The 13,071-nt window shown below is 63.0% G+C and carries 9 protein-coding genes; 5 read left to right on the top strand and 4 right to left on the bottom strand.

The features are described from left to right. Positions 1 to 37 precede the first annotated feature (37 nt). Positions 38 to 1,459, bottom strand: a complete 1,422-nt coding sequence (locus J5M73_RS16395) for an amino acid permease (RefSeq protein WP_102860446.1) — start codon at positions 1,457 to 1,459, stop codon at positions 38 to 40. Positions 1,460 to 1,950: 491 nt separating this feature from the next. On the opposite strand from J5M73_RS16395, the gene J5M73_RS16400 reads away from it, so the two are divergent. The 3 genes from J5M73_RS16400 (at position 1,951) to J5M73_RS16410 (ending at position 6,578) form a co-directional block, all read left to right on the top strand. After that, positions 1,951 to 5,058: a transglycosylase domain-containing protein gene (locus tag J5M73_RS16400; RefSeq protein ID WP_102860445.1), complete on the top strand. Its 3,108-nt coding sequence runs from the start codon at positions 1,951 to 1,953 to the stop codon at positions 5,056 to 5,058. Between the two features lie 165 nt (positions 5,059 to 5,223). Next, complete coding sequence (locus J5M73_RS16405) at positions 5,224 to 5,796, top strand: PadR family transcriptional regulator (RefSeq protein WP_102860444.1); 573 nt, start codon at positions 5,224 to 5,226, stop codon at positions 5,794 to 5,796. After that, positions 5,793 to 6,578: a siderophore-interacting protein gene (locus tag J5M73_RS16410; protein WP_102860443.1), complete on the top strand. Its 786-nt coding sequence runs from the start codon at positions 5,793 to 5,795 to the stop codon at positions 6,576 to 6,578. The genes J5M73_RS16405 and J5M73_RS16410 overlap by 4 nt, the downstream gene beginning before the upstream one ends. 162 nt (positions 6,579 to 6,740) lie before the next feature. Here J5M73_RS16410 and J5M73_RS16415 read toward each other — a convergent pair whose 3' ends face one another. Together J5M73_RS16415 and J5M73_RS16420 are read right to left on the bottom strand one after the other, a co-directional pair. Then, positions 6,741 to 7,409 carry a Pr6Pr family membrane protein gene (locus J5M73_RS16415; protein WP_102860442.1) on the bottom strand — a complete coding sequence of 223 codons (669 nt, stop codon included), beginning with the start codon at positions 7,407 to 7,409 and terminating at the stop codon, positions 6,741 to 6,743. Between the two features lie 8 nt (positions 7,410 to 7,417). Beyond that, a complete protein-coding gene (locus J5M73_RS16420; protein WP_019093117.1) occupies positions 7,418 to 7,648 on the bottom strand; it encodes a VF530 family protein in 231 nt (76 codons plus the stop codon). A gap of 265 nt (positions 7,649 to 7,913) precedes the next feature. Between J5M73_RS16420 and J5M73_RS16425 the strand changes: the two genes are divergently transcribed. Beyond that, positions 7,914 to 9,953, top strand: coding sequence for a TonB-dependent receptor (locus tag J5M73_RS16425; RefSeq protein WP_102860441.1), 2,040 nt, complete (start codon positions 7,914 to 7,916; stop codon positions 9,951 to 9,953). A 56-nt stretch (positions 9,954 to 10,009) separates the two neighbouring features. On the opposite strand, the gene J5M73_RS16430 is transcribed toward J5M73_RS16425, so the two are convergent. Beyond that, on the bottom strand, positions 10,010 to 11,398 hold the full coding sequence (locus tag J5M73_RS16430; protein WP_102860440.1) for a PLP-dependent aminotransferase family protein: 1,389 nt from the start codon (positions 11,396 to 11,398) through the stop codon (positions 10,010 to 10,012). A 312-nt stretch (positions 11,399 to 11,710) separates the two neighbouring features. Here J5M73_RS16430 and J5M73_RS16435 point away from each other — a divergent pair, with 312 nt between their 5' ends. Then, complete coding sequence (locus tag J5M73_RS16435) at positions 11,711 to 12,913, top strand: benzoate/H(+) symporter BenE family transporter (protein WP_102860439.1); 1,203 nt, start codon at positions 11,711 to 11,713, stop codon at positions 12,911 to 12,913. Positions 12,914 to 13,071 lie beyond the last annotated feature (158 nt).

A 13,071-nucleotide genomic window follows, 5' to 3' on the forward strand; every position in this document is an offset into this window, starting at 1 on the left:
CCGGGATGCTCAAGGCAAGAGCTTGCCGAGCGAGGGATCACGACGCCGAACGCACCGCCCCTTGCTGGACATTGGTCGGTTGCAGCTTGAACAGGTAGAACAGCACCGTCAGCAGCACCAGGAACGCCGGGCCGACATACAACGCCACGCGAGTGTCCGGGAAGTAGGCCATCAGCCCCACCACCAGTACCAGGAACGCCAGGGCGAAGTAGGAACTGACCGGGTACAGCCACATGCGGTATTTCAGCGCAGCCCGTTCGCTCGGGCTCAGGCCCTTGCGGAACTTGAGCTGGGCCAGCAGGATCATCACCCAGGTCCAGATCGCCCCGAAGGTGGCGATCGAGGTCACCCAGACGAACACTTTCTCCGGCACCAGATAGTTCATCAGTACGCCCAGCAGCAGGGCGAAGATCGACAGCAGCAGCGCGCGACGCGGCACACCGTTGTTCGAGGTCTTGGCGAAGCCGGCCGGGGCCTGGCCGTTCTGCGCCAGGCTGTAGAGCATGCGCCCGGTGCTGAAGATGCCGCCATTGCAGGAGGACAGTGCAGCAGTGATCACCACGAAGTTGATGATGCCGGCGGCGGTCTTGATGCCCAGACGCTCGAAGGTCATCACGAACGGGCTGCCCTGGGTGCCGATCTCGTTCCACGGGTAGATCGACAGGATCACGAACAGCGCGCCCACGTAGAACAGCAGGATGCGCCAGAACACCGAGCCGATGGCATTGGGAATGGTCTTCTGCGGGTTGCGCGCTTCACCGGCGGTGAGGCCGATCATCTCTACGCCCAGGTAGGCGAACATCACCATCTGCAGCGACATCAGCACGCCGGTCACGCCATTGGGCATGAAGCCGCCGTGGGTCCACAGGTTGGAGATCCCCAGGGCCACGCCGTCGTTGCCGAAGCCGAAGGCAATGATGCCAACGCCGCCGATCACCATGGCGATGATGGTGACGATCTTGATCAGGGCGAACCAGAACTCGAACTCACCGAAGGCCTTGACCGCGATCAGGTTGATCGAACCCATGCTCACCAGGGCCGCCAGGGCCCAGATCCAGCGCGGCACATCGGGGAACCAGATGCCCATGTACACCGCCACCGCCGTGATCTCCGCGACACAGGTCACCAGCCACAGGAACCAGTAGTTCCAGCCGGTGAGAAAACCCGCCAATGGACCCAGGTAGTCTTGTGCGTAACGGCTGAAGGAACCGGCGACCGGGTTGTGCACCGCCATCTCGCCGAGAGCGCGCATGATCACCAGGATCGCCAGGCCGCCGATGATGTAGGACAGCATGATGGCCGGACCGGCCATTTCGATGGCCTTGGCCGAGCCCAGGAACAGGCCGACGCCGATACAGGCGCCCAGGGCCATCAAGCGAATATGCCGTTCGCCCAGTTCGCGTTTCAGCGGGCCGCCCTGAGCGGTCTCGCCGTGGGGCAGTTGGTTGCCAACTGACATAGAGATACAACCTCATTTTGTTATTGGATATGAACCACCGAGTCTGCGAAGCCGTGGCGGATAGCCGCAGCTTGCTCAACCGTACCGGCCTTGTGGGGCGGCGCGTCTGTAGGACAAGACCTGCCAGATCAGCGGGGTGCGCAGTATAAAAAGCTCCCGACAGGGCTTTTCACTCTATAAGTAGCTAAATTCAGAGAGAAATCTCGGCAAATACCGCTTTCGCGGAGAAGCATTACCTGCTTTTTGCCCTTAAACCTCACTCGGAAAGGGCCCGGAGTATTGCACAGCCCTGGTGCATCGTCATGCCCCTACCTAGGGCGTATTTACCTGGAAGAAGGCTCTATCACAGCCCTTTCCCACCGGTTCCTGATCAGCCCCGGGGCCGCGGCCCGGTTCCAGGACCCATTGCTTTCACAATTTCTTCTGCCGCGGCTACCACCGACTAAGCTTCAGACAAGTCCGATCAATCTGCGTGAATGGATCAATCGACTATGGGCGCTCTGTGGCAGACCGATTCGCGTAAAAACGCAGTGCCAAACCACAGCGAGGACGAAGCGCCTTTACCCAAAAAACCCAGGTCCCGCCGTTATGCCTGGCGCCTGTTCTGGCTGCTACTGCTGATCACGCTGATCGCCCTGGGTGTCGCCGCCAGCCGGGAAATGCGTACCTCCAAGCTCCAGGCGCGGGAGTTCAGCAAGCTGGCTCAAGACTTGAGCTATTCCCTGCAACCAGGCCCCAGCGACGCCATACTCTATCCCGGCGCCGGCCCCTTCGACCGGCGTCTGGGCTATAGCGCCCTGGGCGAGTTCCTGCCGCGTCTGCTCAAGCGCGGCTACCTGATCGACGCTCAGACACGGTTTTCCCCGGCATTGATGGACTACAGCAAAAACGGTTTTTTCGTGCCCTATACCGAGAAAATCCAGGCCGGCCTGTCCATCACCGATTGCCGCGCCGCGCCCCTGTATCAATTCAATTACCCACAACAGCTGTATGCCAGCTTCAACCATATTCCGCCCCTGATGGTGCACAGCCTGCTGTTCATCGAGAACCGCGATCTGCTGGACCCCAAGCTGGCCCAGGCCAACCCGGCGGTGGACTGGCCGCGCTTCGCCAAGGCCGCCTGGTCCCAGGTGGCCAAGCTTCTGCACCTGCCCGGGCAGACCGCCGGCGGCAGCACCCTGGCCACCCAGCTGGAAAAATACCGCCACTCCCCCGATGGCTTGACGGTGTCCGGCGGCGAAAAGATCCGCCAGATGATTTCCGCCAGCGTGCGCGCCTATCAGGATGGCCCGCAAACCCTGGAGGCCCGGCGCCGGATCGTCCGCGATTACCTCAACAGCGTGCCGCTGTCGGCAGTTCCGGGGCACGGCGAGGTACATGGCATGGCCGAGGGCCTGCGGGTCTGGTACGGCGCCGATTTCGATCAGGTCAACCAGGCCCTGTCCAGCAACGCCACCGATGCCAGGAGCCTGGCCCAGCGCGGCCTGGCCCTGCGCCAGGTGCTGTCGCTGATGATCGCGCAACGCCGCCCTTCCTATTATCTGGTCAAGAGGCACGCCGAGCTGGCGGACCTCACCGACAGCCATATCCGCCTGCTGGCGCAGAACAATGTCATCGATCCCGCCCTGACCGCCGCGGCCCTGGCCAGCAAGGTCAGCTACCGCGACTGGCAGCAGCAGCCGACGATCCAGCCGATCGAAACCAACAAGGGCATCAGCGTGGCCCGCCGCCGTTTGGCAGCGCTGCTCAACCGCCCCTTGTACGACCTGGACCGCCTTGACCTGTCGGCCACCAGCACCTTGCAGAGCGACCTGCAGCGCCAGGCCACCGAGTACCTCAAGCACCTCGCCGACCCGGCTTTCGCCGCGCAGATCGGTGTGCTCGGCGAGCGCCTGCTGACCCCCACCAGCACCACGCAGGTGCGCTACAGCTTCACCCTGTTCGAACTCACCCCCGACGGCTCGCGGGTGCGGGTGCAGACCGACAGCACCGACCAGCCTTTCGACATCAACGAAGGCAGCAAGCTGGAATTGGGCTCCACCGCCAAGCTGCGGGTGCTGACCACCTACCTGCAGATCATTGCCGAGTTGCACGACAAGCACGCTGGGAAAACCCCGGCCGAGCTGAAGAAATTTGTGGTCAACGACCAGGACCGACTGAGCCGCTGGGCCCTCGACTACCTGATGCAGAATAGCGACCGCAGCTTGCCGAAGATGCTCGACGCGGCCCTGGACCGCACCTACTCCGCCAGCCCCGGCGAAGCCTTCTTCACCGGCGGCGGGTTGCATCACTTCAACAACTTCCGCAAAGAGGACAACGGCCGCAGCCCGACCCTGCGCGATGCCCTGCGCGAATCCATCAACCTGCCGTTCATTCGCCTGATGCGTGACCTGGTGCGCTACAGCACCTACGGCGGCGACAGCAGCAGTGCCGAGTTGCTCAAGGACGACGCCAACCCGCGACGCCAGGAATACCTGGCACGCTTCGCCGACCACGAAGGCACCTCGTTCCTGCTGCGGTTCTGGAAGAAGTACCGCAACAAGGACACCCAGGCACGCCTGGACACCTTTCTCGACGGCATGCACCCCACGGCGATCCGCCTGGCTGCCGTGCACCGCTACCTGCTGCCGGACGCCAGCCAGGACAGTTTCAATCGCTTTGTCCGGGCCCATATGAAAAACGCCAAGACCGCCGAGAAACTCACCGACGAGCGCCTGGACAAGCTCTATGCCGGCTATGGCCCGGGAGCCTATGACCTGCCGGACCAGGGCTACATCGCCAAGGTCCATCCCCTGGACCTGTGGCTGCTGGGCTACCTGATGAACAACCCCGACGCGACCTTCAGCCAGATCGTCAAGGCCAGTGAATTCGAACGCCAGGAGGTCTACAGCTGGCTGTTCAAGAGTCGCCATCGCAGCGCCCGGGACAGTCGCATCCGCACCATGCTGGAAGTCGAGGCGTTCCTGGATATTCACCAGCGCTGGCAGAGCGTCGGTTACCCGTTCGACCACCTGGTGCCCTCCCTGGCCACCGCCATCGGCAGCTCCGGCGATCGTCCGGCGGCGCTCGCCGAACTGGTGGGCACCATCCTCAACGACGGCGTGCGCCTGCCGTCCCTGCGTATCGACAGCCTGCACTTTGCCGCCGGCACGCCTTACGAAACCCGCCTGAGCAACGACCCTGGCAAGGGCAAGCGCGTGATGCCTTCGGAGGTCGCCACGGCGCTGCGCGGGGCCCTGTCACAGGTGGTGGATGCCGGTACCGCGAAACGGGTGTCCGGCAGTTTCAAACTGGCGGACGGCACGCCACTGGCCATGGGCGGCAAGACCGGTACTGGCGACAACCGCATCGAGGCCACTGGTGCCGGCGGCCGGGTGCTGAGCTCCAAGTCCATCAACCGCACCGCAACCTTCGTGTTCTACATCGGCGATCACCACTTCGGCACCCTCACAGCCTACGTGCCAGGGGCTTCGGCCCAGGGCTTCAAGTTCACCTCGGCCTTGCCGGTGCAGGTGCTCAAGGGCATGGCGCCGATTCTCATGCCCTACCTGCAGCCTGGCAGCAGCACCCAGTGCCTGGGCAGCCTCGCGCAACGCTGAATCCCTCCGGTTACTAGCCGCTCCACGCCACTCCATGGCGTGGAGCGCCCGCCCATTGTGATTTTCCATCTCAGACCAACGGCAGCTTTGGATGGCGTAGAAGTGCTTGCGCAATCGTTAAGATATATCTTAAGTTATATCTGAACCGAACAGGAGAAAGAGAAAATGAGAGAGCCCTCTCACCACCGCGAACAGGGTGACGGCCACGACAGTTTCGAGCGCCGCCCCGCTCGTGAACGCGGCGGCCGCGGCCCCCGGGTGTTTGCCCCCGGCGACTTGAAGTTGCTGCTGCTGGCGTTGATCGCCGAGCAGCCCTGCCACGGCTACGACCTGATCCGCCAGATCGAAGGCATGTTCGACGGCGCCTACAGCCCGAGCCCCGGAGTGATCTACCCGACCCTGACCTTTCTGGAAGAAAGCGAAATGATCCAGGGCGACGCCGAAGGCGGAAAAAAGCGCTACAGCGTCACCGACGCCGGTCGTCTTTCCCTTCAGGAGCAGGCCATTGCCCTGGACGGTGTGCACATGCGCATCGAGGTCAGCAAGCGCTCCCTGCGCGGCCACGACCGCCCTGCAGAAATCCATGAGGCGGTGCACAACCTGCGCCACGCCCTGCAAATGCACCATGGGCGCTGGAGCCCGGAAGAAATCCTTCGGGTGCGTGACCTGCTGAACAACACCGCCAAGGCCATTGTCGATGGTCCTGTCAGCCACACTGCCCAGGAGAAATCCGAATGACTGCAACCCCAGAGCCATCCATTCACCGGGTCATGCACGAGATCAAGCGCCGGCGCCTGGAAGTCTTGCGCGTCGTCGACCTGACCCCGCGCATGCGCCGCATCACCCTCGGCGGGCCGGAGCTGGCCGGCTTCATCAGCCTGGGCAGCGACGATCATGTAAAGCTGCTGTTCCCGCAGAACGCCGAACAGCAAGCCGCCCTGGAAACCCTGGTGCTGGGCCCAGGCAAGGACAGCGGACCGATGCCCGCCATGCGCGACTACACCCCGCGCCGCTACGACCTGGAACAGGGCGAACTGGACATTGACTTCGTGCTCCATGGCGACGGCCCCGCTTCGACCTGGGCCGAGCAGGCCAAGCCGGGGCAGTACCTGCACATCGGCGGCCCGCGGGGGTCGATGATCGTGCCGGACATCTTCGACAGCTACTTGTTGATCGGCGATGAAACGGCCCTGCCCGCCATAGCCCGACGCCTGGAAGAACTGCCGGCCGGACGCCGGGTATTGGCGGTGATCGAGGTTCAGGATCGAGCGGAGCGCCAGGCACTGCATAGCGCCGCCGAGGTCGAGGTGATCTGGGTGGAGCGTGATGGCGGCGCGCAGGACCTGATCAGCACTGTGCGTCAGTTGCAGGTCCCGCAAGGCAAGCTGTATGCCTGGGTGGCCACCGAGAGCAAGGTCTCGCGCCAGGTTCGTCGAGTGCTGCTGGATGAGCACCGGCTCAACGACGAATTCGTCAAGGCTGCCGGTTACTGGCGCCTGGACGGCAGCGAAGAACAATAGGCCCGCCTCACGGTAGGAACTGGCACGCCAGCGAAGGCGATCTCAACGCCCCCTTCGCTGGCAAGCCGGCTCCTACGGAGTGGCCGGGAATGCATTTCCCTTGTAGGAACTGGCTTGCCAGCGAAAGCGGTCTCAAGGCCCCCCTCGCTGGCAAGCCGGGGCCTACCGGGGTTGCGCCGGGCGCTTGCCCAGCCAGCGATCCAGGCCCAGCAACAACAACGACACCAGGACGAATCCCGCCAATATGCCCAGGGCATTGAGCAGCACTTGGGGATAGCCGAGCTTGTCCACAGCGATAAAAGGATAGGGGTACAGCCCCAGCACATTCCCGCGCAAGAGCAGATAGGCGAAATACAGTATCGGATAAAGCATCCATAAGCCGACGTGCCACAGCCGCACCCCCCCCTTGGGCACACAGCACCACCAGTAGATCAGGAACAGCACCGGCATCACGTCGTGCAGCAACTCATCCGCCAGCCATTGCCAGCCCTGGGGATGCCACAGATGACGCAACAGCAGGCTGTACGCCAACCCCACCAGGACAATGCTCGCCGCTACCGCGCCACTGACCGCCGGACGCAGCATGAACGCCTGCCCCCGGGAAATCCGCAGATTCAGGGCACAGGTCAGCACACTGGCCACCAAGGTATTGCTGAGTACGGTGAAGAAGCTGAAGAAGTTCACCAGCCCACCCAGCAGGCTGGCCCCGGCCTCCCAGCGCAACAACAGAATCAGGTACAGCTGAACCGTCAGCCCCAGCCAACCCAGCACTGCGGCAATGGCGATCAGCCCGCGTCGGCTGAGCAGCCCCTGCAGCGATACACCGGCCATGGAATTCCTCAGAGCGGACGCTTGGTGCGCTGCAACTTCACGTAGAGCTTCTCGACCTTTTCCCGTGCCCAGGGTGTCTTGCGCAGGAAGGTCAGGCTCGACTTGATGCTCGGGTCACTTTTGAAGCAACGGATATCGATGCGCTCGGCCAACCCCGACCATTCGTAGTGTTCCACCAGCGCCTTGAGGATCTGTTCCAGGGTTACGCCATGCAGCGGGTCGGTGTGGGTGTCGGTCATGCCAGGCCTTTGCGGGAAGAAAATAGGGAAAGCCGCGCACCTTAGCCGAGGCCATGCGCCCGCGCCAGAGCGCTGTTTTAACTGTAGCCGCCGTAGACAACCACGGCGATTGAGCATGAGAAGCAAAAAGTTCCTGGCTTTTCGCGACAAAAGAGATGTTATATTGTATCAATCAATAACAACTCACCCGCATCCTGGGCACCCCCGTGTCCTGCCTGTTTTCTGACTCAAAGCGCGCTGCGCAACGCTTGCCAAGGAATGACCGATGTCCCTTTCAGTCCCTCGCCCTTCCCGCTCTTTACTGTGGCGCCTGTCGCCGCTGTCCGCCGCCTTGCTGATTGCCTCCCAGGCCCAGGCCCTGGATTTGCCCCAGCAAGTCATCACCGCCAATCCTCTGGGCAGCACTGAGCTGGCCGCCCCCACCACCGTGCTGGAAGGCGATCAACTGACCCTGCAACAGAAAGGCAGCCTCGGTGAAACCCTGAACAAGCAGCCGGGTGTGTCTTCGTCCTACTTCGGTCCCGGTGCCAGCCGCCCGGTGATTCGTGGCCTGGACGGTGACCGCATCCGCATCCTGCAAAATGGCGTCGGCGCCCTGGATGCCTCGTCGCTGTCCTACGACCACGCCGTGCCTCTGGACCCGGTCAACGTTGAACGCATCGAAATCGTTCGTGGCCCGGCAGCCTTGCTGTACGGCGGCAACGCCATTGGCGGGGTCATCAACAGCTTCGACAACCGCATTCCCACCGAAGCCATCGAGGGTATTCACGGGGCCGGTGAACTGCGCTACGGCGGCGCCGACACCACCCGCAGCAGCGCCGGAAAACTGGAAGCCGGCGACGGCACCTTCGCTCTGCACCTGGACGCCAACTCCCGGCAGTTCAATGACCTGAAGATTCCCGGCTACGCCCGCAGCCGCCACGCGCCAGCGAGCGAAGATGGCGACGGCAAGAAAGGCCGCCTGGGCAACAGCGACGGACGCCAGGACGGCGGCGCCATCGGCGGTTCCTACACCTGGGACGACGGTTATGCCGGCCTGTCCTACAGCAACTACGACGCCAACTACGGCTCACCCGCCGAAGACGACGTGCGTATCCGCATGAAGCAGGATCATTACGCCTTTGCCTCGGAGCTGCGCAACCTGCAAGGCCCGTTCAGCTCGCTCAAGTTCAACGCCGGCTACACCGACTATGAGCACCGGGAGATCGAAGGCGGTGAAACCGGCACCACCTTCAAGAACAAGGGTTACGAGGCGCGGGTCGAGGCTCGGCACCTGCCCATCGGCCCGCTGGAAGGCGTGGTCGGCGCCCAGGTCAATCGCAACGAGTTTTCCGCCCTGGGTGAAGAAGCCTTCGTACCGAAGACCGATACCAACAGCGGCGCCCTGTTCATTCTTGAAGAACTGCAAGCCACCGAGCGCCTGAAACTCAGCCTCGGCGGGCGCCTGGAACACACCACCGTGGACCCGGACGGCAAAGGCAACGAGCGTTTTGCCCAGGCCGACAAGTCCAGCAGCTTCACTGCCGGCAGCCTGTCCTCCGGCGCGGTCTATACCCTGACACCGGTGTGGTCCCTGGCCGCGACCCTGGGCTACACCGAACGCGCCCCGACCTTCTATGAGCTGTATGCCAACGGCGCCCACGTCGCCACCGGCACCTATGAGCTGGGCAACGCCAAGCTGTCCAAGGAAAAGGCCGTGTCCAGCGACCTGGCCCTGCGCTTTGACAACGGCACCCACAAAGGCAGCGTCGGGGTGTTCTACAGCCACTTCTCCAACTACATCGGCCTGCTGGGCACGGGGCGCACCCTGAACGATGAAGGCGAAGAAGAGGCAGGCGCAATTCCGGAATACGCCTACAGCGGAGTACGAGCACGCTTCACTGGGATCGAAGCCCAGGATCGCTGGAGCCTGGGAGAAAGCGCCTACGGCAAGTTCGCTCTGGATCTGTCCGGCGACTACACCCGGGCCAAGAACCTCGACAATGGCCAGTACCTGCCGCGCATTGCCCCGCTGCGCCTGAACAGCGGCCTGCTCTGGGAACTGGATCGCTGGCAGGCGCGCCTGGATGTGCAGCATGCCGCCGGCCAGGGCCGAGTGCCGGACCACGAAAGCAGCACCGATGGCTACACCACCTTTGGCGCCAGTGCCGGTTATCGCTTCGATATTGGCCGTAGCCAGTGGCTGGCCTTCGTCAAGGGCGAGAACCTGACCAACCAGACCGTGCGCTACGCCAGCTCGATTCTGCGGGATATCGCCCCGGCCGCCGGGCGCAGTGTGGAAGTGGGGTTGCGTACCACCTTCTAAGGCCCCGTTCGCCAGCATGCCGGCACCTACAAGAGGCAGGTGCCGGCGAAGCGGCCTCAGCGGTAACGTCGCGGATCAGCCTCGATCAAGCTGGCCAACTGAGTCAGGGCAAAACGCAACTCGTCCTGGGTCGTCGGCGACATCAGCACCACCCGCACACAACGGGATCTGGCACCGCGTTCCACCTGGAACTGGCTGCCGCTCATCACCAGCACGCCATTGGCTCGGGCCAGGGTGGCGAACTCATCGCCAGTCCAGGGCTCTGGCAAGGTCAGCCACAGGTGATAGCTGTGGGGCTGAGTCTCGATCTCCAGGCCGGCAAACACTTCCCGGGCAATCGCCTGACGCGCCGCCGCTTCGTTGCGCTGAGTCTGCACCAGCTTGCGGTCCAATCCCTCGACAATCACGTTGCTGGCCAATTGCGCGGTCAGGGGCGAGGGCATCCACACGCTGCTGCGGACCATTGAGCTCAGGCGCGACAGCAACTTGGGCGGGCTGTAGAGATAGCCCACGCGCAACGCCGGCATGATCGCCTTGGACAGGCTGGTGAGGTACACCGAACGCTGCGGCGCATAGCTGGAAAGCGGTTTGATCGACGGATCGGTGGCGAGAAAGCCGTAGATATCGTCGTCGATGATCAAAAAGTCGAACTCTTCGGCAATCGCTGCAATCTGCGCCCGGCGCTGGGGTGACATGATCGCCGTGGTGGGGTTCTGGCAACTGGCGACGCACACCAGCAGCGCCGGTTTTTCCCGCAGGCACTGCTCGCGCAAGGCCTCGGGAATCATCCCCTGCTCGTCCATTGCCACGCCCCGCAGGCGCCGCTCCAGGCCGTGGGCCACGGAGATGATGCCCGGGTAGGTCAAGGATTCGCAGAGCAGCAGATCGCCGGCATTGCTCAAGGCGCTGATGGCCACCATCAAGCCGTGCTGGGCACCGGCAGTCATCACCACCTGTTGCCAATGGGCTTCGGGCAGGGAATGGCGCAGCCACTGGGCACCGGCTTCACGATGGGCCGGATGACCACCGTCGGGGGCGTAGTCCAGGGCACGACCGAAATCGCTGCTGCGGGCCATGCCCACCAACGCGCCGCGCAACCAGTACTCCAGGGTTTCGCTGTAAGGCTTGATGATCGACAGATCCAGGGCTTCGGACTGCCCCAGGGACAGCGACGGTGCACTGGAACCTTCCGGCAACACCAGCGGCGGCTGCGCCAGCACATAAGTGCCGCGCCCGACTTCGCCCTGCACCAGCCCGCGCCGCTGAGCTTCGCTGTAGGCGCGGCTGATGGTGCCGGGGGTGACATTGAGGGTCACCGCCAGCTCGCGCAAGGTCGGCAAGCGGTCACCGTCGTTCAACAGGCCGCTGCTGATGTCCCGCGCCAAGGCGTCGGCAATGGACAGGTAGACCGGCTGATTGAACTCGCTTAACTGGGGAACCCACATGGAGGCTGATCACCATCGGCTGCATTGAAGTGGGCCGGAGCATATCACAGGCCTGCAATCGCCTTTAACATCGACTCAATCGAGCTATTGATTCGATGAAAAGACAAATGAAAAAACTGCAGGCGACTCGAAAGCCTTATTCATGATCAATATAAATAGTTTTAAATCAGTCACTTATATAAAAACAAAGGACTTCTCAAAGAAATCTTTCTAGAGAAACAATTGAATCGATTCAATTCATTGAAATACACTCAGCCAGCACCAACCCAATCGACTCAATCCTTCTTCCACTCCATGCCCAGTCGAGATGCCATGCACAGTCTCAGCAAGGACCTGTCCCTCTCCGCCGTGATCGCCGGCCTGATCGCCGTGATCATTTCCTACGCCGGCCCCTTGATCATCGTGTTCCAGGCCGCCCGCGAAGCCCACTTGCCCAGTGACCAGGTGTCGTCCTGGATCTGGGCCATCTCCATCGGCAGCGGCCTCACCGGCCTGCTGCTGAGCTGGCGCCTGAAGGTGCCGGTGATCACCGCCTGGTCAACCCCCGGCGCGGCGCTGCTGGTATCGATGCTGCCCACGGTGTCGCTGCCCCAGGCCATCGGTGCCTATATAGTCGCCTCGCTGATCATTGCCGTGGTCGGGCTGTCCGGGGCCTTCGACAAACTCATGAGCCGCCTGCCCAAAGCCATTGCCGCGGCCATGCTGGCGGGCATCCTGTTCCGCTTCGGCGCCGAGCTGTTCACTTCGGTCACCGTGCAACCGGCCCTGGTGCTGGCGATGATCGCGGCCTATCTGCTGGGCAAACGCTTCTCGCCACGCTACGCGATCCTGGCAGTGCTGCTGGTGGGCTGCGCCGTGGCCGCCGGCCTCGGCAATTTCAATGGCGGCTCCATCACCCTGGCGCTGGCCAAACCGATCTTCACCGCCCCCGAGTGGAACTGGCACGCCATCATCAACATCGGCCTGCCCCTGGCCCTGGTGACCCTCACCGGGCAATACGTGCCGGGCATGGCGGTGATGCGCAGCGCCGGCTACACCACCCCGGCGCGCTCTATCGTGTCCTGGACCGCCATCACCTCGGCGCTGCTAGCGCCCTTCGGCTCCCACGGCATCAACCTTGCCGCCATCACCGCCGCCATCTGCACCGGTCGCGAAGCCCACGAAGACAAGGACAAACGCTACATCGCCGGGATCGCCTGCGGCCTGTTCTACATCCTCATGGGGATTTTCGGCGCGACCCTGGCCTCGGTGTTCGCCGCCCTGCCCAAGGAGCTGATCGCGGCCCTGGCCGGCCTCGCCCTGTTCGGCGCCATCAGCGCCGGGCTCAGCGGCGCCATGGCCGATGAGAAACAGCGTGAAGCCGCGCTGATCACCTTCCTGGTCACCGCCTCGGGCATGAGTTTTCTCGGCCTGGCCGCCGCGTTCTGGGGGTTGATCTTCGGCCTGGTGGCGCACTTCGCCCTGAGCTACACCCGGCAGAAACAATCCCTCGCCGGGGCCACCGCCCCGCGCTGAACCTGCCCGGGCCCGGTAACTGTTACCGAATCCGAAACGGTTCATGTCAATAAAAGCGCTTTCTCTTGATGAGACGGCGCTTTATCCTTAGCCCCCTAATAAAGCTGAACCGTTTCATCTTTCCCTTTGAAATCAGTGGCCTGCCGTCCTCGATCAAC

The sequence above is a fragment of the Pseudomonas sp. 50_B genome (genome assembly GCF_017491625.1).
Taxonomy (GTDB): Bacteria; Pseudomonadota; Gammaproteobacteria; order Pseudomonadales; family Pseudomonadaceae; genus Aquipseudomonas; species Aquipseudomonas danubii.